A 19438-nucleotide genomic window follows, 5' to 3' on the forward strand; every position below is an offset into this window, starting at 1 on the left:
CACAGGACCTATTCCGCCGCCACGGGCACCGGCACCGCCGCCGCCGCCAGCGCCGCGTCGTGCGCTTCGATCGCCGCGGCCTTGTCCTCGACCAGCTTGACGATGTGCTCGAGCATATCCTCGCTGTTGACCGTATGATCGGTCACGCCCGACAGATACACCATGTGCTTGCCGTTGCCGCCACCGGTCAGCCCGATGTCGGTCTCGCGCGCTTCACCCGGACCGTTGACGACGCAGCCGAGCACCGACAGCGACATCGGCGTGCGGATATGCTGGAGCCGCTCTTCCAAAGCCTGCACGGTGCGGATCACGTCGAACCCCTGCCGCGCGCACGACGGGCACGACACGACGCGCACACCGCGGTTGCGGATGCCGAGCGCCTTCAGGATCTCGAACCCGACGCGGACTTCGTCCTCGGGCTCGGCCGAGAGCGAGACGCGGATCGTGTCGCCGATCCCGGCCCACAGCAGCGACCCGATCCCGATCGACGACTTGACCGTCCCGCCGACGAACCCGCCCGCCTCGGTGATGCCGAGATGCAGCGGGCAATCGACCTGCTCCGCCAGCTGATGATAGGCCGCGACCGCGAGGAAGAAGTCGGACGCCTTCACCGCAACCTTGAACTCGTGGAAATCATGGTCCTGCAGGATCTTGATGTGATCCATCGCGGATTCGACGAGCGCATCCGGGCACGGCTCGCCGTATTTTTCGAGCAGATGCTTTTCGAGCGAACCGCCGTTGACGCCGATGCGGATCGCGCAACCGTTCGACTTGGCGGCATCGATCACTTCGCGCACGCGCGACGCCGAGCCGATGTTGCCCGGGTTGATCCGCAGGCACGCCGCGCCAGCGTCCGCGGCTTCGAGCGCCCGCTTATAATGGAAATGGATGTCGGCGATGATCGGCACGCGGCTCGCGCGGACGATCTGCTTCAGCGCGGCGGTGCTCTCGACGTCGGGGCAGGAGACGCGGATCAGATCGACGCCGGCATCCTCGCAGCGGCGGATCTGGTCGATCGTCGCACGCGGATCGCTGGTCGGGGTGTTGGTCATCGTCTGCACGGTGACCGGCGCGTCACCGCCGACCGGCACGTTGCCGACCATGATCTGGCGGGACTGACGGCGCATGATATCGCGCCACGGACGTAGGGACATGGGGGGAATTTCCTTCGCTGCGGGGTCGATATAGCGTCTCGATCGCCGGACGGGAACCTTTTGCCGCGCGAAAGCGTGCGCACCCGCCCGGTCGCGCTGGCCAAAGCGCGATCATCGGCTAAGGGAAGCGCGATGGAACGGCATTATGGTCTGGACTGGCTGCGAATCGGCGCGTTCGGCCTGCTCATCTTCTACCATATCGGCATGGTGTTCGGCCCCTGGGGCTATCACGCGAAGACCGCGCATACGATTCCCTGGGTGGTCATTCCGATGCTCGCGCTCAACAGCTGGCGGTTGCTGCTGCTGTTCGTCGTTTCGGGCTATGCCAGCCGCGCGTTGCTCGCACGCGGGCACGGCGCGGGGCGGTTCGCGCGCAACCGGACGTGGCGGCTGCTCCTCCCGTTGCTGTTCGGCGTGCTGGTCGTTGTGCCGATCCAGCCGTGGATCGAGCTGACCACGCAGCGCGGGTATGCCCATGATTTCGGCTATTTCCTGCTCCACGACTATTTCCGCTTCGCGCGCGTGCGCGGGCTGCCGCTGCCGACGTGGCAGCATCTGTGGTTCGTCGGATATCTCTGGCTCTATACGATGCTGCTGGTCGTGGGGGTCGCGCTGGTCGGGCGGCGCAGCTTGCAGCCCGCGTTCGACCGGGTGTTCGGGTCGGTGCTGGTGTGGCTGCTGCCGATGGCGTGGCTCGTGCTGGTCAGCGCGTGGCTGTTCCCGGGGATCGGGCCGACCAACGACCTCGTCCGCGACAGCGTGTCGCACGCGCAATATCTCCCCGGCTTCCTGTTCGGCTTCGCGCTCGCGGGCTCGCCCGCGGCACTCGCGGCGATCCATCGCTGGTGGCTCGCGGCGCTGATCGTCGCGGTCGCGAGCTACGCGGTCGCCGCCGCGATCGAGCTGCGCTGGCCCGGCGGGACCATGCCCGGCTGGCCCTATGGCACGCTGTTTGCGGTGTCGCGCGCGGTACAGGGCTGGAGCACGGTCGTCGCGCTGATCGCACTGGCCGATCGCTACCTCAATTTCGACCGGCGCTGGCGGCGGACGCTGACCGAGGCGGTGTTCCCCTTCTACATCATCCACCAGACGATCATCGTCGGGGTCGAGGGCGCGCTGCTGCCGTTCGCCTTGTCGCCGCTTGCCGAATTCGCACTACTGGTCGTCGCGACGATCGGTGGTTGCTGGCTGTTTTACCTGATCGGGCGCGAGATCGGCTGGCTGCGGCCGCTGATCGGGCTGCGCCCCTTCCCGCACAAGGAACATACGACATGAGCTGGACCCTGATGCTCCACGGCGGTGCCGGGCAAATGACGCGCGATACGCTGACGCCCGAGCAGGTCGCGGGGGCCGAGGCCGCTCTGGGGCGTGCGCTCGATGCCGGCGCGGCAGTGCTCGCGGGCGACGGCAGCGCACTTGACGCGGTCGAGGCGGCGGTGCGCGTGCTGGAGGACGATCCGCACTTCAATTCGGGGCGCGGGGCCGCGCTGACGCACGACGGAATCGCCGAACTCGACGCCGCGATCATGGACGGGCGCGATCGGAATGCCGGATCGGTCGCGGGCGTCACCGCGACGCGCAATCCCGTCTCGCTCGCGCGCGCGGTGATGGCGCATAGCCCGCATGTGCTGCTGAGCGGCGCAGGCGCGGACACGTTCGCGCGCGAGCAAGGCTGCGAACCCGCGACGCAGGACTGGCTCGTCCTGCCCGAACGCCGCGCGCAATTGGAGGAGATGCTCGCGGGCGGCGGCAAGTTCGACGTCGACATGAAATACGGCACCGTCGGTGCAGTCGCGTGCGATTCGCACGGCCATGTCGCCGCCGCCACCTCGACCGGCGGCGTGACCGGCAAACGCTGGGGCCGGATCGGCGATTCGCCACTGATCGGCGCGGGCACCTATGCCGATGATCGCGCGGGCGCGATTTCGTGCACTGGCTCGGGCGAATTCTTCATCCGCGTCGGCGTGGCGCACGAAATCTGCGCGCGCGCGCGGATTGGCGGGGAGCCGGTGGCCGACGCGGCAAAGGCGGTGCTCGACGAGGTCCGCGCGATGGGCGGCACCGGCGGGGTGATCGTCGCCGCGCCGGATGGCACCGCGGCGTGGCATTTCACCACCCCCGGCATGTACCGCGCGCGGCTTTCGTCCGAGGGCGGGCGCGAGATCGGGGTGTTTGCGGACTGACACACACAGTGGCGCGCCCTCCGCCAAGGCGCTACAGCGCGCGCCATGACTCGTATCCGTCGCGTTCGTTCAGCGTTGATCGCTGTTTCCATCGGTCTGGCTGCGGCCGGGGCGGCCCCCGCCGCGGCCTATTGGGAATATGGCCACCAGACGATCGCGCAGATCGCCGCGGCCAACATTCGCCCGCAGACTCGCGTCGCGATCCGCCGCTTGCTCCAGCAGCAGGCGCTGCTCGACACGCCGACCTGCAAGGCGGGCACGATGAGCGAGGCGAGCACCTGGGCGGATTGCATCAAGCCGCTCAAGGGCGCCGACGGCAAGCCGCGCTTCGGCTATGCCTACACGTGGCATTTCCAGGACGTCAGCATCTGCCGGCCCTTCTCGCTCACCGACGCTTGCAAGGACGGCAATTGCGTCTCGGCGCAGATCACCCATGACGTCGCGACGCTCAAGAACCGCCGCGCATCGCAGAAGGACAAGCTTCAGGCGCTCGTCTTCCTGATCCACTTCGTCGGCGATCTCCACCAGCCGCTCCATGCGGGCGAGAAGGACGACAAGGGCGGGAACGACGTCAAGGCGTCCTATGACAGTTATGGTCCGCCGCGGCTCAACCTCCATTCGGTGTGGGACGGGCTGCTCGCCGAGCGCGCGATCACTTCGGGGCCGTCGCTGGTGCACCGCTATGCGCCTGCGGTGCGGGCGAAGGTCGCGGCGGGCGACGTCACCGACTGGAGCCGCGAAAGCTGGCAGGTCGCGCATGACGCGACCTATGCGAGCGTGATGGCCGATCCGTGCGCGCCGACGCCCGAGCGGGTGACGCTCGACGAGGCGACGATCGAGAAGCTGGTGCCGGTCGCGCGGCTGGAAGTGGAGCGCGGCGGGTTGCGGCTCGCGAAGCTGCTGGATGCGGCGCTGGGATAAGGCGCGCCCGTACCAACGCGGTTGACGACAAGGACATGACGGCCCCGGCCTGCGCGAAACTTCTGCGAAAGTCGCTTGATCCCGCATCCCTTGCCACGGCGAAGGCCGGGGTCGTGTCGTTACCCGGGCGTGGCGGGACGGCAGGATGCGGCATCGCCGGTTTTGCCCGATAAGATGGCGGCCCCGGCCTGCGCCGGGGTGACGGGGGGCTGTCGTCACCCCGGCGAAGGCCGGGGCCGCCAGGTTGGCGCGCGCAACCGCTGTCGCAGGCGGAGCCTACCCCCGCTCGCCCCAACGCCAACTCCACCCCCCGCGCGTCTTGCGGATCGCGATCAGCGTGAACAGCAGGATCAGCGCGAGGAGCACTCCGGTCTGCGCAACCCGGTTCGGCAGTTGCGTCACCGCGAGCATCGCGAGCACCACGAAACCGATCGTCAGCGCCCAGCCCTGCCATGTCACCGGCGTAGCGCCGATTCCAAATGCCTTGGGCACGAACCAATAGCCATCATTCGAGTCCCGCATCACCATCCTCCTTCGGGGGTCGCCCACGTCGGGGCGGGTTGGGCGCCTCCAGCTTCACCCCGCGCCGTGCGAGCGCCTCGCGCAGCAGGCATTCGACCTGCGCGTTGACGCTGCGCAATTCGCCCGCCGCGAGTCGTTCGACCGCCGCGTGCAGCGCGGGGTCGAGCCGCAGCGCAAACGCCTTCCTCGCGGGGGGATCCGCCATCCGTCCGTGCCTATTGGTACAGCGAGCCGGTGTTGACGACCGGCTGGGTGTCGCGCTCACCGCACAACACGACCATCAGGTTCGACACCATCGCCGCGCGGCGCTCGTCGTCCAGTTCGACCACGCCCTTGGCCGACAACAGGTCGAGCGCCATCTCGACCATGCCGACCGCACCCTCGACCAGCGTTTTGCGCGCGGCGACCACCGCCTGCGCCTGCTGCCGCCGCAGCATCGCGCCCGCGATCTCGGGCGCATAGGCCAGATGCGTGAAACCGCATTCGTCGACCGTGATCCCGGCCGTCACCAGCCGCGCGATCAGTTCGGTCCGCAATTCCGCCCCGACTTGGTCGTGGTTGCCGCGCAGCGTCACTTCCTGATGCTCGTAATCGTCATACGGATAGCGCGCGCCGATCGTGCGGACCGCCGCCTCGATCTGGACGATCACGAACGCCTTGTAATCGTCGATGTCGAACAGCGCCTGCGCGGTATCGGTGACGCGCCATACGACCTGCGCCGCGATCTCGATCGGGTTGCCGCGCAAATCGTTGACCTTCAATCGCTCGGAAATCATGTTGTTCGCGCGCAGCGACACGCGCTTGCGCCCGAGCCACGGCAGCACCCAGCGCAACCCGGTCCTGCGATCGGTCCCCTTGTACGCGCCGAACAATGTGATCGCGGTCGCCTGATTGGGTTGCTGCATGTAGAAACCGCCGGCCACGAACACGCACACCAGCGCGGCGGCGGTGATGATCACGCCGCCGAAATCGGACTCCTGGCGGAGCGCCGTCAGGCCGAAGCCCGCGAACGCGATCGCGGCAACCATCACCAGCAGCATCGCGTACCCGCTCGACGTCGTCGCCGATTGCTCGGCGGACAAGGTGAGCGCGGTGTTGCGTGCGATCGACTCGGACATGCGGACCTCCCGTTTATTATGATATCATATTTATATCAATTTCCGGGTGGGGTAAAGGAGAGGTGGTCACAGTCCCACGCACCCGTCATCCCGAACTTGTTTCGGGATCCAGCGACGTCTTTTGGCAAACGCCCGTCGGATGTGCGGCACGGTGGATGCCGAAACGAGTTCGGCATGACGGCGGTATGAGGCGACGGGTAACGCGCCCCACTCTACGCCAGTGTGCAGTGGGGGCGGCCACCCCACCCCGTTCGCCCTGAGCGCAGTCGAAGGGCCTGCGCCGTGCAAGGGGCTTCGACTACGCTCAGCCCGAACGGAGGATGCGGAAGCGTCGCCCACCGTGGAACAGCGAACGCACAAAAAAAGGGCGGCGCCCTCCCGGACACCGCCCCCTTCCCGACCGATCCGTAATTGGATCAGTTCAGGACGATCGTCACCGCGCGACGGTTCTGCGCGAGGCTCTGCTCGTCCGAACCCAGCGCGATCGGGCGCTCCTTGCCGTAGCTGATCGTCGAGATCCGCCCCGCCGCGACACCGCGCGCCGCGAGGTAGTTCTTCGCCGAATTGGCGCGGCGGTCGCCGAGCGCGAGGTTGTACTCGCGCGTCCCGCGCTCGTCGCAATGACCTTCGAGGCTGACCGTCACGTTCGGATATTTGGCGAGCCACGCCGCCTGGCTGTCGAGGATCGCGCGCGCCGAACCGTCGATGTCATAGCTGTCGAGCGCGAAGTTGACAGTGTTGCTGGTGACCGAGCGTTCGAAATCCGCACGCGACCCCGGAATGATCGCGCCATTGCCGCCGGCATTGGGATCGACCGGCGCAGTATTGCTCGGCGCGGGCGGAATGACCGCGGGCCGCTTCTTGCTGCACGCCGTCGTCGCAAGCAGCGCGGTCGCGATCAGGATCGAGGTCGTTACTTTGGCCATCAGGTTTCTCCTTGGGGAATGGAACGGCACATCCGGTTACACGAGATGCGTAAGCTTGCACCCGGTGATTTGATCCACGTCTATGTCAGGGGCGTAACGGTCCCCACGCGGGATCGGATCCGTCGAGCACGGTCGGCACCCGCCGCACGTTGACTCCGGTCAGATCGACCGACCACAGATCCGCCTTGCCGCTGCCGCCGCCGGTCGAGCGGAAGAACATCAGCACGCGGCCGTTGGGCGACCAGCTCGGGCCCTCGTCCTGTGCGCCGTCGGTCAGCAGTTTCTCGTTGCCGCCCGCCGGGCTCATCACGCCGATGCGGAACGCCCCCCCGATCTTGGTATAGGCGATCAGGTCGCCGCGCGGGCTCCACACCGGGGTCGCATAGCGCCCGGAGCCGAAGCTGATCCGCTGTTGTTGCGACCCGTCGGCGTTCATCACGTACAGCTGCTGCGTGCCGGAGCGGTCGCTCTCGAACGCGATCCGACTGCCGTCGGGCGAATAGGTCCCGCCGGTGTCGATCGATGGGGACTGGGTCAGCCGCTGCGGCGTCCCCCCGCCCATCGGCACGCGGTAGATGTCGGTGTTGCCCGAGCGCGCCATCGAGAACAGCACCCACCGGCTGTCGGGCGAGACGCGCGGCGCGAAGGTCAGGTCGGTGTTGGGGACGAGCAACCGCTGCCGCCCCGACGCCATGTCATAGACATAGATCGCGGGGCGATCGTTGAGATAGCTCATGTAGACGATCGAGCGCTGGTCGGGCGACAGCCGCGGGGTCAACGCGATCGCCTGGCCGTTGGTCAGGAAACGGTGGTTCTCGCCGTCCTGGTCCATGATCGCGAGCCGCTTGATGCGGTGGCCCTTGGGGCCGGTCTCGGAGACATAGACGACGCGGCTGTCGAAATAGGGGCCTTCGCCGGTCAGCTTGGAATAGACCATGTCGGCGCACTTGTGCCCGGCACGGCGCCAGTCGCTCGGCGGGACGACGAACCCCTGCCGCGCGATCTCGTTGCGCGAGGTGACGTCGTACAGATAGCAGCCGACCGTCAGCGTGCCGTCGCCGGTTGCGCGGACATAGCCCTGGACCAGCGCGGACGCCCCCGCCCCGGACCAATATTCGAACGTCGGGGCGGACACTTCGGGCACCGTCACGGGCTTCAGTCCGGCCTCGAGCGGCTTGAACAGGCCTGAATTGCGCAAGTCGGTGGTGATGATCTTCGACAGCTGCGCACCGAGCACGTCGGTCCGCCCCGCCGGGGTATCGACCGCCTCGCTGGTCGGCATCGTCGGGACCGCGATGCCGAGCGGCGCGGCGATCCCGCCGACCACGTCTACGACCAGTTCGCCCTGTTGCTGCGCATTGGGCTGCTGCGGGTTCGCCACCCCGGCCTGGGGGGCCGGCGCGGGTTGCGATGCGGGCGCGTCCTGCGCCGCCGCGGTCCCCGCGATCAGCGCGGCACCGGACACCGCCAGCAGGGTCTTGAGCATCATCTTGGGAAGCATCGGCAATTCCTCAGCCCGGAAGTTTGTAGCGCAGGGCGAACTTCTTCCACCCGTGCGGCACGTCGTAAAGCTCGGGTGGCAGACCGCGGAGCGGCGCACACCCGGTAAAAGTCGCAATCGCATTGCGGTCGACCACGTCGACATAGCGCCGATTCTCATCGTCGACGCCGAGACGGTCATCCGAAATTGTCGGTCGAGCGGCAAGCGATCCATCGCGGTTGAGCAACAGGTGGACCAGCACGACGATGCGCGACGCGCCCGGGCCCGGAATCGGCTGGCGATCCGCGCATGGCTGGACCTGTCGCTTGATCGCCGAACCGATATCGGCGGCCGCCTTGCCGTCCATCGCCGCGGCGGGCGCGGCGTCGGAGGTCTTGGCCTTGCTCGCGCTCTGCGTCAGGCCCTTGCGGAAATCGTCGTCGAGCAGCGAACCCGTCGCGCGCGCCTTGCTCGACTTGGCGTTCGCGCCATTGCCCTTGGCCGCGGCGCTCTTGCTGGCCGCGGCCTTCGCGGCCGCCGCGGCTTTCGCTGTCCTGGCATCGGCCACCGCCTTGGCGTCGGCCGCGGCCTTGGCCTCGGCTGCCTTCGCCTGTGCGGCCCTGGCCTGGGTGGCCTTTGCTTCGGCGGCCTTTTCCTGCGCGGCCTTGGCCACATCTGCCTTGCTGGGCTTGGCGGGTTCCGCCTTTTCCGGCGGAGACGGTTTTTGGACCGGCTTCGGCTTGGCTTGCGCCTTTGGTTCGGGCTTCGGCTGTGGCTTGGGCACCGCAACGGGCTTGGCCACCGGCTTGAGCTCGGGCTTTGGCTGCGCGACCGGCTTGGGCTGTGGTTTCGGTTCTGCTTTTGGCTGGGGCTTTGGCTGGGGCTGCGGCTCGGGTTCGGGCGCAGCCGGCGCTGCGGCGGCCGGAACGGCGTCGGCCGGCGGGGCGGCGTCTTCGGGCGGGCCGGAATCGGGCGCGGCGGATTGTGCGGGCGGCTCGGCGGCGGCGGGCGCGCGCTGGTCGAGCGCGACGTCCTGCACCAGCGACACGTCGATCGGCTTGGTCGCGGGCGGCGGCAGCTTGGCCGCGCTCCAGCTCAGCGACAGCAACGCGAACAGCGCGACATGGCCGAGCGCGGCGATGCCGAGCGCGATCCCCTCGCCGCGGGTCATCCGCCCGTCCATCTCAGTTGCCGTCCTGGCTGACCGTCACCAGCGCCACGCGGTTCAGTCCGGCGCGGTTGAGCTCGCCCATCACGCGCATCACCTTGCCGTAATCCAGCTTGGTGTCCGCGCGCAGGAACACCTGCGGCGGCTTGGCGGGATCGGCCTTGGCGGCGAGTTGCGACAGGATGTCGGGCAGCATCGCATCGCCGACCAGATCCTTGGCGACGAACACCTGGCCCTGATTGTCGATCGAGATCTCGATCGGCTTCTGGTCCTGGTCGAGCGCCTTGGCGCGGCTGTCGGGCAGGTTCACCGGCACGCCCGCGGTGAGCAGCGGGGCGGTGACCATGAAGATGATCAGCAGCACGAGCATCACGTCGACCATCGGCGTCACGTTGATGTCGGCCATCGGCGCGCGTCGACCGCGCCCACGCTGCGAGGGGAGGTTCATCGCCATCGCTCAGCGCCGCCCCTCGCTCTCGAGCTGCCGGCTGAGCGTCGCGTGGAAGCCGTCGGCGAAGCGGTTGAGGCGCGCCTCGATCCGGTTGATCGCATGGCTGAAGCGGTTGTACGCTATCACCGCCGGGATCGCCGCGAACAGGCCGATCGCGGTGGCGAACAGCGCCTCGGCGATCCCCGGCGCGACCACCGCGAGCGACGTGTTGTTCGCGCTGGCGATGCCGGTGAAGCTGCGCATGATCCCCCACACCGTGCCGAACAGCCCGACGAACGGCGCGACCGAGCCGACCGTCGCGAGGATGTTGAGCCGGTCGGACAGGAGGTCGATCTCGTTCGCGACCGATGCGCCCATCGCGGTGGCGAGCCGTTCCCGCGTCGCCGCGCGATCGACCTGCCCGCCGACGGTCGAGCGCCGCCATTCGGCGACGCCCGCCACGAACACGCGCGCGATCGGCAGCTTGCTGTCGACATGCTGCTTGTAGAAGGCGTCGATATCCTCGGCCTTCCAGAATTCCTTCTCGAACGCGGCGATCTTGCGGCGCGTGCTGCCCAGCCGCAGGACGAAGCTGATGATGATCGTCCAGGTCCAGACGCTGGCCAGCAACAGGCCGATCATCACGCCCTTCACCACCAGATCGGCCTGGAGGAACAGCGCGATCGGCGACATGCTCGCCGCATCGGTATTCAGCATCATCTCGTTCACGACGTCTTTTCCCCTAATGGTGTCTGCGTTTCGCCCAGCACCTGCTGAAACGCGGCAATCCATTCGCGTGGCTGGCGCAGCGGCCGCCCGGTGGGCGACACCAGCGCCGCCGTCACCTCGGCGTCGGTCAGTATCTGACCGCCGCACATGACCTGTTGATGAATATCGACCGAAGCGGCGCGAATGTGCCGCAGCCGCGTCACCACCACCAGCGCATCGTCGAGCCGCGCGGGCGCCTTGTAGCGGATCGCGAGCGCGGTCACCGCATAGGCGCCGCCGCCCGCCTCCTGGTGCGCGCGCTGGTCGATCCCGGCGCGCACCAGCATGTCGGAGCGCGCCCGTTCCATGTAGCGCAGGTAATTGGCGTGGTAGACGATCCCCGAGAGATCGGTGTCCTCGAAATAGACGCGCAGCGGGAAACGGTGCGCGCCCGCCACGATCCGTCCGCTGGCGGGCTGGTCGTCGGCCGTTGCGCCAGGCGACGGCGGCGGATCGCGCGGGACATCGCCGCGGGCGGACCCCATCGGAACAGGCCCCGTCGGAACAGGCCCCGTAAGAACAGGCCCCGTCGGAGCAGGCATGGCGGGATCGGTCTGCGGCATTCCGCCTCGCTCTAGCGGCAAGTGGTCGCAACGAAAACCCCGCGCGGCGACGGCGATCCGGCTGGACGGCACCAGTGTACCGCTTAAACAGAACAGATGACCGATTCAGCGCTGCGCATCCGGGGGCTTGCGAAGAGCTTCGACAAGCCCGTCATCCAGGGTCTCGACCTCGATATCGCGGCGGGGCAATTGTACGCGCTGCTCGGGCCAAATGGCGCGGGCAAGACGACGACCTTGCGGATGGTCGCGGGACTGGCCATGCCCGATGCCGGGACGATCGAGATCTTCGGGATCGACACACGGCGCAATCCGCTCGGCGCCAAGGCGATCACCGCGTGGCTGCCCGACGAGGCGATGCTGTACGACAAGCTCACCCCGCTCGAATATCTCGCCTTCGTCGCGGGGCTGTGGCGGATGGACCCAGCCCATGCCGCCGCCGAAGCCGACCGGCTGCTCCACTGGCTCGACCTGTGGGAGCAGCGCGACACGCGGTGCGAGGGGTTCTCGCGCGGGATGAAGCAGAAGGTCGCGCTGGCGGGCGCGCTGATCCACGATCCACGTCTGCTGATCCTCGACGAACCGCTGACCGGGCTCGACGCGAGCATGGCGCGCCTCGTCAAGGATGCGCTGCGCGCGCAGGTCGATGCGGGCAAGACCGTGATCGTCACCACGCATATCCTGGAGGTCGCCGAGCGGCTGGCGGACCGGATCGGGATCATCGCGGGCGGGCGGCTGCTGGCGGAAGGCACGCTGCAGGACCTGCGCGACCGTGCCGGGACCGAGGGCATGACGCTGGAGGACACGTTCATCCGCCTGACCAGCGCGCCCGCGGTCGCCGCATGAGCCTCGCGCGCCCGGCGAGCTTCACCTGGCTCGCGCTGCACGAACTGCGCCTCGCCGTCCGCGCGCGGCCGCGGCGGGGCGTGGCGCGCTGGATCGGCTATCTGCTGCTCGCCGGCTGGTGCCTGATCGGGGTCGCGCTCGCCTGGGGGTTGCGCGACCAGCCGATCCCGATCCCGCCCGCCGCGATGACCGGTCTGCTCGCGATCTGCCTGCTCGCGCTCAGCTTCATGACCGCGCAGGCGATGATCGGCAGCCAGCGGACGCTGTACCAGAGCGGCGATTTGCAACTGCTGCTGTCCGCGCCGATCCCGGGGCGGACGGTGCTGCTCGCCAAGCTGCTCGGGATCGTCGCGACGATCGCGCTGACCTATGCGGTGCTGGTGCTGCCGATCGTCGTGCCGGTCGCGGTGCTCGGGCATCCGCGGCTGTTCGGGCTGGTCGCGGTGCTGGTGGCGCTGGCACTGGTCGCGGCGTCGCTCGGGCTCGGGCTGACCCTGCTGATCGCGACGTCGGTCGGCCCGCGCGCCGCGCGCACCGTCGGACAGATCGCCGCGGCGGTGCTGGGCGGGTCGCTGTTCCTCGCGACGCAGCTGATGCCGCGCAGCGCGAGCGGCCGCAGCACCTTCGTCGCACTGTTCGAGCGGCTCCAGGCAGCGGGGATCGGCACGACGGGCATCAGCGGCCTCCCGGCGCGCGCGGCGTTCGGCGATCCGCTCGCGATCGCGCTGGTGCTCGGCGTCGGTCTCGTCCTGTTCGCGGGCGCGGGGGTGACGCTCGAACGGTCGTTCCTGGCGGGGTATCTCGACGGCGAGATCAAGCTGTCGCGCACCCGCCCGACCGGGCGCGCGAGCGGACGGTTGTTCCACGCCGGCCTGACCCGCACGGTCTTCGCCAAGGAATGGAAACTGCTCGCGCGCGACCCCGCGCTCGCCTTCCAGATCGTGCTGCGGCTGATCTATCTCGCGCCGCTGGTGCTCGGGCTGATCGGCAATCGCCACGCGGTGCCGATCCCCGCCGCGCTCGCCTTTGCGAGCGTATTGATCGCGAGCCAGCTGGTCGGCAGTTTCGCCTGGCTGACCGTCTCGGCCGAGGACGCGCCCGACCTGCTCCAGGTCGCCCCGGTCGCGCGCGACGCGGTCGACAATGCCAAGCTGCTCGCCGCCTTCGCGATGGCCGCGCCGTTCGTGCTGGTCCTGCCGATCGTGCTGTCGCTGCAGACACCGGTCGGCGCGGTGATCACGCTGGCGATGACGGTGCTGGGCGGCGGCTCCGCCGGCTATGTCGAGCTCAAGCTCGGCAAGCCGGGCAAGCGCGGCGCGTTCAACAAGCGCCGGTCGGGATCGATCGTGGCGGGGATCCTGTCGCTGCTGATCGCTTTGGTGTTCGGCGGCGGCGCGGCGGCGCTGGTGTTCCTGGTGAGCGGGGGGATGGCGACGCTGCGATGATCCCGCGCGCGGCGCGGCGGTTGCCCGGCGGCGTCAGTCCGCATTGTCGAACGTCCTGACCTCGATCGCCTGTTCATCGAAGCCATCGAGCAGGCGCGCGTTGATCCCCATCTTCCCGAAATCCTCCCCGAGCGACTGCCAATGGGTTCCGCAGCCGCACACCGGGCAGTGATGGATGCCGATCATCCGGTCGCCCCAGACATAGGCGGTCGTTTCCCCCGTGATGCGGACCTGCTCAGGCGGGAAATAGGCGACGCGCCAGGCGAGCCGACGGCACAGCGAACAGGTGCACGCCGCGACCCACGCCGGCGCATGCGGCAGTTCCACCCGCACGTTTCCGCAATGGCAGCTTCCCTGGACGACCATGCCGCCGGTTTACACGCAGCGCCGGACGGGCCGCAAGCGGTGCTCAGACGGTTGGTGACGGATCGCGCGCGCGATGATCCCGGGTTTTGGTGGCCGATCTCGGGCGGGGCGCGGCCCTTGGCGGAGATGACGGTGGCGGGGGGCGGAATGTCTTTTAGCCTGTCCGTCATTCCCGCGGCGGCAAGTCCTCCGCAAAAGTCGCTCGGCGCCCGGCCGTCACCCCGGCGCAGGCCGGGGCCGTAGGGTTCCCCGGGCGTGCCGGTGCGATCGAGCGCCGTATCGCCGGCAGGGGCTGGCCAACCGGGCGGCCCCGGCCTGCGCCGGGGTGACGGGGGGGCAGCGCGACCTGCGCAGTGATCGCGCCTGGGCGGGACTCCATTGGCCCGGTCCTTCCCGCACTGCGCCGTCCGCCAGTATGGATCCCCGCCGGCGCGGGGATGACGGAAAAGGGGGCGTGTGACGCTGTGATGTTGGCAACCTACGCGTCAGGCTGAACGGCGAGAGTTGGTCGATTGCGGTCGGCGCGTTCTGGGACGAACCGGTCGTTCGCTGACCCGATGCCGGAGGTCAGCTTTCGGCAGAAGGGGACATTCGAGGTGCTTCCGACATCCCGCCCCGGAATGAGCAAGGCGGGCCGAAAGGGAACGGCTATTCAGGATGGCTAGCGGAAAAGCGTCGGGCCTCGAATAAGAGCGGCATCAGTTGCCGCCCCTCCTCCGACAGCCGGTATTCGACACGAAGCGGTTTTTCCTCGAAGTCGATCCGCTCAATGAGGCGGTCTATCTCTAGCTCCCGCAAATGCTGCGTCAGCATTTTCTGCGAAATGTCGGGCATGTCGCGCATCAACTGCGAAGACCGCAGGCTCGGGTCAGCAAAAAGGCGAAACAGGATCGGGAGCTTCCAGCGACCCTGAATCATACGGATTACGCGAATCACATGTTCGGAGGTGCCGTCAGGTCCGAGACAGGCAGCCCGGTGCTCCAGCGTAACAGGCACCTTAAAGTGCGTACTTGTCTCACTCGCCGTCACGATCGACCTACCTCCTCATCAGCGACGTAAGATGGGCTTTGGACGATGGACCTGCAACTCAACCACAAGACGGCCCTGGTGACTGGGAGCAGTAAGGGGATCGGCGAAGCCATCGCTTTGGCTCTGGCGCGCGAGGGTGCGGCGCTCGTCATCCACGGACGCGACCAAAAGCAGGCCCAACGTGTCGTGAACGCCATCGTCGCAGGCGGCGGGCGCGCGCATGCGGTGCTCGGCGATTTGACGCACGACGACGCGGTTGAGCGGCTGGTAGCCGAGGCGCGAGAGGCGGTCGGTGCGATCGATATTCTGGTCAACAATGCCGGTGGTTCCGGTCCGAAAAGCGACTGGGAGTCGACCACGTCTGCCGGATGGGCATCGACGTATGACCGCAACGTCCTTGCTGCGGTGCGGGTCAGCACACGGATTCTTCCCTTCATGCGACAGGCCCGTTGGGGCCGCGTGATCAACATTTCGAGCGGCGCGGCAACGATGCCCCCCGCGACAGGGCCGGACTATTCCGCCGCGAAGGCTGCGATAAACGCCCTGACCGCCTCGATGGCTAAAGCGGTGGCCGCCGACGGCATCACGGTCAACACGATCTCACCCGGAACGATCAAGAGCGACAAACTGGAGGGTGGTTTCCGGGCTGTAGCAGCGGCGCGCGGGATCGCGGCTGAGGATGCGCCTTGGGAGGACATTCAGCGTGGCGTGCTGCCGCTGTTCGCCGCCGTCCCGCTTGGCCGCGTTGGAGAATTGAGCGAACTTGCCGATACGGTCGCCTTCCTCGCAAGCCCGCTCGCTGGATATATCACCGGCGTCAATCTCCACGTCGATGGCGGGTTCTCGTCAATTCCCTGACGGGCTCTAATCCTCGCGACCGACGATCCGTTTCAAATTGGGCTGACAGGGATTGCTGTTTGGGTGAACCGCCGATCTGAACGCAACGGGAAGGCAGATGAAACGAAGGTCGAGGCTTCAGCATCCCCACGCGCGGCGACAGGCTGCGGGCTTTGGGCACCACGCTGCCGGGCAAGAACCCCGGGAGGATGGCCGGTTCTGGGACCATCTGAGTCGGTTAGGAACAGCCGTCTGTGGGCGCGTTGCCGATTGTCTGCTTCGATCGGCGCGATCGGCAGCTTCCGTCACGACCGGACGCTCGTCGGAGGTATCTGACCGACCGGCTGTGGTCGAAGGCGGTCATTTCTCGGCGACTGGAAGGTCGATCTTTACCGCGCGGGTCTGAATAGGCGTTACTAAGAACACAACCGCGCTTACCAAACCGACGATCCCCCACCCATACCGTCGCGCGCGCAGGTCCATCACGGCTTTGACTAAGCAGTAGATGGCGGCGGCCAGGGCCGCGATGTTCCAAACGACGAAAGTCCACATAGGACCAAGCTATCGCGGCCCGGTAAGGTAGGCAATGTCGGCAACCGAACGTCAGCCGACCGGCCGCTCGTTGCCGCCGCAGTGAAGCAAACCGTCTACCCTTGGCATCCACCCATTCCCCCGTCCGACGCCCCCCATTCTGAAGCCGGTCGGCCCGCACCAGCGCCCTGCGATGCCCCGTCGGGTCGCCGCGCTGTCCTACAAACCCTATCTCCGCTATACGCCGATCCCGCTCTTTGAACCGTCCGGACCCGCAACGATCGACCCAGCAAACCGCGCGCCGCGCAGCGGTTTGCGCCTAACCTTATGCTAACCTTCCGATCGTCAGGCACTGACCCCGCCAACGGCAAGGGTGTCTTTTTTACAATACTTTTCCGCACCTTATCACGCGCTTACGCCGCGCGCTGCGCCAGCGCTGCCGCCGCCTCGTCCATCAGGCTCGCGATGATCTCGGCGGCGGGTTCTTCCTTCGTCACCATGCCGACCGACTGGCCCGCCATCACGCTGCCGTGCTCGGTATCGCCGTCGATCACCGCGCGGCGCAAGGCGCCCGCCCAATAATGCTCGATCTGCAGCTGCGCCTCGAGCATCGCGACCTTGCCCTCGTCGAGCGACAAAGCGACTTCGCGCTGCTTGGCGGTGAACAGCTCCGCCCCCGCATTCTTGAGCGCGCGCACCGGGATCACGGGGAGGCGCGAGTCGAGCTGGACGCTCGCCACCGCATCGCGCGCCGAGGCGCGGAGGAACGCCTTCTTGAAATTGGCGTGCGCGATGCTCTCGGTCGCGCAGACGAAGCGCGTGCCGAGCTGGACGCCCGCCGCGCCCATGTCGAGATACGCCGCGATCGCCTCGCCCCGGCCGATCCCGCCCGCGACGAACACCGGCACCTTGTCGGCGACTTCGGGAAGGATCTCCTGCGCGAGCACGCTGGTCGACACCGGGCCGATATGCCCGCCCGCTTCCATCCCCTCGACGACGAGCGCGTCGACGCCGCTGCGGATCAGCTTCTTGGCGAGGCTCAGCGCGGGCGCGAAGCAGATCAGTTTCGCGCCGTCCGCCTTGATCTTGTCGATCGACCCCGTCGGCGGCAGCCCGCCGGCGAGCACGACATGCCCGACCGCATGCCGCGTGCACACGTCGATCAAGTCGAACAGCCCCGGGTGCATCGTGATGAGGTTCACCCCGAACGGCTTGTCGGTCAGCAACTTGGTCGCGGCGATCTCGCGGTCGAGCAGCTCCGGCGTCATCGCGCCGCACGCGATCAGCCCGAAGCCGCCCGCGTTCGAGATCGCGGCGACGAGGTTGCGTTCGGACACCCACGACATCGCGCCGCAGACGATCGCGACCTCGCTGCCGAGGAACGCCGCGCCACGTGCCATGCGGCGCTGAAGGCGCTCGGCGCCGATCGAGGAGGTCTGGTTCATGGGACTGGCCTAGCCTTGGCCGGGGGTTTCGGGCAAGCCCCGCGCATGAGACAAGAAATCGGTGAACTCAGCTTCGATACGCCCGGCCAGGGGCTGCATGACTGCACGCGCGCGGTGAACCGCTGGGTGGCGGCGACCGGGATCACCACCGGGCTGCTGACCGTGTTCGTCCGGCACACCTCGGCCTCGCTGCTGATCCAGGAAAACGCCGCCCCCGCCGCGCGCCGCGACGTGGAACGCTATTTCGCCAGGATCGCGCCGGAAGACGCGGGCTACGAGCATGACGACGAAGGCGCGGACGACATGCCCGCGCACCTGCGCGCCGCGCTGACCGCGACGAGCCTGTCGATCCCGGTCGCGGGTGGCGAGCCCGTGCTCGGCACCTGGCAGGGGCTCTATCTGTTCGAGCATCGCCGCAGCGCGCATCGCCGGCTGATCGCGGTGCACCTGATCGGGGAATAAGAACCGTCCGCGTCACCCCGGCGCAGGCCGGGGCCGCCATGGTTGCGCGCGCAACGCCAGTCCTCATCACAACATGGCGGCCCCGGCCTGCGCCGGGGTGACGGAACCGTTGCCCGTAGCGCGCACCCCGCTGGGAACTTAACCCTGTCCGAGACGCTACGCCCGAAACCTCTCATCGCTGGAGCACCACCATGGAAATCGGATTCGTCGGCCTCGGCCTGATGGGCAGCGCGATGGCGGCCAACCTCGCCAAGGCCGGGCACCGCGTCGTCGCGTGGAACCGCTCGCCGGTGAAGCCCGAGGATGCGCCCGGCGTGACGATCGGCACGCTCGACGATGTGCTGCGCAGCGAGGTCGTCTTCACGATGCTGTCGGAAGACGCGGTGATCCGCAGCGTGCTGCTCGATTCGGGCGCGCTCGACAGCGTGAAACATGACCTGATCCATGTCGTCGCATCGACCATCTCGGTCGCCTTCTCGAAGGAGCTCGCCGCCGACCATGCGCGCCGCGGGATCGGCTATGTCGCCGCCCCCGTCTTCGGCCGCCCCGATGCCGCCGCCGCCGCGCAGCTCAACGTCGTCGTCGCGGGCGACGAGGCCGCGGTTGCGCGGGTCCATCCGCTGCTCGAGCTGCTGTCGAGCAAGGTCTGGCCGCTCGGCACCGACCCGAGCAGCGCCAACGCCGCCAAGATCGCGGGCAACATGATGATCACCATGGCGATCGAGGCGATGGGCGAAGCCTTCGCGCTGGTCGGCGACAATGGCGTCGACAAGGCCGCGTTCCTTGCGCTGATGACCGGCACGCTGTTCGGGTCGAAGGCGTATCAGAATTACGGGCCGAAGATCGTGAGCGAGGATTTCACCCCGGGCTTCCGGATGAAGCTGGGCCTCAAGGACCTGCGGCTCGCGACCGAGCTGGCGGACGCGGCGAACGTCACGCTTCCCGTGCTGGATGCGATCCGCACGCGAATGGCGGACGCGGTCGAGGACGGCATGGCGGACCAGGACTGGTCGGCGGTTGCCGCGCGGCCGTTCTCCCGCTGAACGGGGCGCGGCGCTCAGGTCTCTGATCGCATGCTCGCGGGCTATCGCAACCGTTCCGGCACGATTGGCCGGGGTGGATCGACGATTGCACCGATTCGGCTTCGACTCCAGGACAGCCCTGTTTGATTGCCTGATAGAGAGTTGTTGAGGTCTCCGGCCGGCGCGATCCGTCGCTCCATCTGTGCCGTGACGTGGTTACGGTCC

Annotated in this window: 21 protein-coding genes and 1 pseudogene; 8 read left to right on the plus strand and 14 right to left on the minus strand. The window is 67.9% G+C overall.

Translation table 11 applies throughout. The features are described 5' to 3' along the window. Positions 1-8: 8 nt before the first annotated feature. Complete coding sequence (gene ispG, locus L8G49_RS09665) at positions 9-1154, minus strand: flavodoxin-dependent (E)-4-hydroxy-3-methylbut-2-enyl-diphosphate synthase (RefSeq protein ID WP_242184935.1); 1146 nt, start codon at positions 1152-1154, stop codon at positions 9-11. A 132-nt stretch (positions 1155-1286) separates the two neighbouring features. On the opposite strand from ispG, the gene L8G49_RS09670 reads away from it, so the two are divergent. Genes L8G49_RS09670 through L8G49_RS09680 form a run of 3 tightly spaced genes read left to right on the plus strand, consistent with a single transcriptional unit; the run spans position 1287 to position 4258 of the window. After that, positions 1287-2429 carry an acyltransferase family protein gene (locus L8G49_RS09670; RefSeq protein ID WP_242184938.1) on the plus strand — a complete coding sequence of 381 codons (1143 nt, stop codon included), beginning with the start codon at positions 1287-1289 and terminating at the stop codon, positions 2427-2429. Further along, positions 2426-3337, plus strand: coding sequence for an isoaspartyl peptidase/L-asparaginase (locus L8G49_RS09675; protein WP_242184948.1), 912 nt, complete (start codon positions 2426-2428; stop codon positions 3335-3337). The genes L8G49_RS09670 and L8G49_RS09675 overlap by 4 nt, the downstream gene beginning before the upstream one ends. Before the next feature lie 45 nt (positions 3338-3382). Then, positions 3383-4258, plus strand: a complete 876-nt coding sequence (locus L8G49_RS09680) for a S1/P1 nuclease (protein WP_242184950.1) — start codon at positions 3383-3385, stop codon at positions 4256-4258. Positions 4259-4534: 276 nt separating this feature from the next. Here L8G49_RS09680 and L8G49_RS09685 read toward each other — a convergent pair whose 3' ends face one another. From L8G49_RS09685 to L8G49_RS09725, 9 genes are all read right to left on the minus strand, one after another. Continuing rightward, on the minus strand, positions 4535-4780 hold the full coding sequence (locus L8G49_RS09685) for a hypothetical protein (RefSeq protein ID WP_242184952.1): 246 nt from the start codon (positions 4778-4780) through the stop codon (positions 4535-4537). Then, positions 4764-4985 (minus strand): toxin-antitoxin system HicB family antitoxin, encoded by a 222-nt coding sequence (locus L8G49_RS09690; RefSeq protein WP_242137926.1) that lies wholly within the window; start codon positions 4983-4985, stop codon positions 4764-4766. The genes L8G49_RS09685 and L8G49_RS09690 overlap by 17 nt, the downstream gene beginning before the upstream one ends. A 10-nt stretch (positions 4986-4995) precedes the next feature. Then, positions 4996-5898 (minus strand): SPFH domain-containing protein, encoded by a 903-nt coding sequence (locus L8G49_RS09695; protein ID WP_242137927.1) that lies wholly within the window; start codon positions 5896-5898, stop codon positions 4996-4998. A gap of 416 nt (positions 5899-6314) precedes the next feature. Further along, positions 6315-6824 carry a peptidoglycan-associated lipoprotein Pal gene (pal, locus tag L8G49_RS09700; RefSeq protein WP_242184954.1) on the minus strand — a complete coding sequence of 170 codons (510 nt, stop codon included), beginning with the start codon at positions 6822-6824 and terminating at the stop codon, positions 6315-6317. Positions 6825-6909: 85 nt separating this feature from the next. After that, positions 6910-8325, minus strand: a complete 1416-nt coding sequence (gene tolB / locus L8G49_RS09705) for a Tol-Pal system beta propeller repeat protein TolB (RefSeq protein WP_242184958.1) — start codon at positions 8323-8325, stop codon at positions 6910-6912. A gap of 10 nt (positions 8326-8335) precedes the next feature. Next, complete coding sequence (gene tolA / locus L8G49_RS09710; protein WP_242184969.1) at positions 8336-9475, minus strand: cell envelope integrity protein TolA; 1140 nt, start codon at positions 9473-9475, stop codon at positions 8336-8338. Between the two features lie 13 nt (positions 9476-9488). Continuing rightward, a complete protein-coding gene (tolR, locus tag L8G49_RS09715) occupies positions 9489-9926 on the minus strand; it encodes a protein TolR (RefSeq protein WP_242137931.1) in 438 nt (145 codons plus the stop codon). Positions 9927-9929: 3 nt separating this feature from the next. After that, a complete protein-coding gene (tolQ, locus tag L8G49_RS09720) occupies positions 9930-10622 on the minus strand; it encodes a protein TolQ (RefSeq protein ID WP_242138706.1) in 693 nt (230 codons plus the stop codon). 5 nt (positions 10623-10627) lie between these two features. Then, positions 10628-11155, minus strand: coding sequence for a YbgC/FadM family acyl-CoA thioesterase (locus tag L8G49_RS09725; RefSeq protein ID WP_242184971.1), 528 nt, complete (start codon positions 11153-11155; stop codon positions 10628-10630). Positions 11156-11329: 174 nt separating this feature from the next. Between L8G49_RS09725 and L8G49_RS09730 the strand changes: the two genes are divergently transcribed. Together L8G49_RS09730 and L8G49_RS09735 are read left to right on the plus strand one after the other, a co-directional pair. Further along, positions 11330-12076 (plus strand): ABC transporter ATP-binding protein, encoded by a 747-nt coding sequence (locus tag L8G49_RS09730; protein ID WP_242137933.1) that lies wholly within the window; start codon positions 11330-11332, stop codon positions 12074-12076. Continuing rightward, positions 12073-13521: a hypothetical protein gene (locus L8G49_RS09735; RefSeq protein ID WP_242184972.1), complete on the plus strand. Its 1449-nt coding sequence runs from the start codon at positions 12073-12075 to the stop codon at positions 13519-13521. Before L8G49_RS09730 ends, L8G49_RS09735 begins: the two co-directional genes overlap by 4 nt. Positions 13522-13554: 33 nt before the next feature. On the opposite strand, the gene L8G49_RS09740 is transcribed toward L8G49_RS09735, so the two are convergent. Then, positions 13555-13887 (minus strand): GFA family protein, encoded by a 333-nt coding sequence (locus tag L8G49_RS09740; protein ID WP_242184973.1) that lies wholly within the window; start codon positions 13885-13887, stop codon positions 13555-13557. A 648-nt stretch (positions 13888-14535) separates the two neighbouring features. Further along, positions 14536-14883, minus strand: coding sequence for a helix-turn-helix domain-containing protein (locus L8G49_RS09745; protein WP_242141081.1), 348 nt, complete (start codon positions 14881-14883; stop codon positions 14536-14538). Between the two features lie 78 nt (positions 14884-14961). On the opposite strand from L8G49_RS09745, the gene L8G49_RS09750 reads away from it, so the two are divergent. Further along, entirely contained in the window at positions 14962-15774 is an 813-nt protein-coding gene (locus tag L8G49_RS09750; protein ID WP_242141082.1) for an SDR family NAD(P)-dependent oxidoreductase, read from the plus strand. A gap of 339 nt (positions 15775-16113) precedes the next feature. Here the strand turns inward: L8G49_RS09750 and L8G49_RS09755 are convergent, their stop codons facing one another. After that, on the minus strand, positions 16114-16305 hold the full coding sequence (locus tag L8G49_RS09755; protein ID WP_242184974.1) for a hypothetical protein: 192 nt from the start codon (positions 16303-16305) through the stop codon (positions 16114-16116). Positions 16306-16697: 392 nt separating this feature from the next. Continuing rightward, positions 16698-17729, minus strand: coding sequence for a nitronate monooxygenase (locus L8G49_RS09760; protein WP_242184976.1), 1032 nt, complete (start codon positions 17727-17729; stop codon positions 16698-16700). A gap of 45 nt (positions 17730-17774) precedes the next feature. Here L8G49_RS09760 and L8G49_RS09765 point away from each other — a divergent pair, with 45 nt between their 5' ends. Together L8G49_RS09765 and L8G49_RS09770 are read left to right on the plus strand one after the other, a co-directional pair. After that, positions 17775-18191: a secondary thiamine-phosphate synthase enzyme YjbQ gene (locus L8G49_RS09765; protein WP_242137952.1), complete on the plus strand. Its 417-nt coding sequence runs from the start codon at positions 17775-17777 to the stop codon at positions 18189-18191. Positions 18192-18376: 185 nt separating this feature from the next. Continuing rightward, positions 18377-19234: pseudogene (locus tag L8G49_RS09770) on the plus strand (NAD(P)-dependent oxidoreductase); the annotation flags it as partial. Positions 19235-19438: the final 204 nt, after the last annotated feature.

Source organism: Sphingomonas sp. CARO-RG-8B-R24-01 (assembly GCF_022662295.1).
In the GTDB taxonomy this organism is placed as follows: domain Bacteria; phylum Pseudomonadota; class Alphaproteobacteria; order Sphingomonadales; family Sphingomonadaceae; genus Sphingomonas.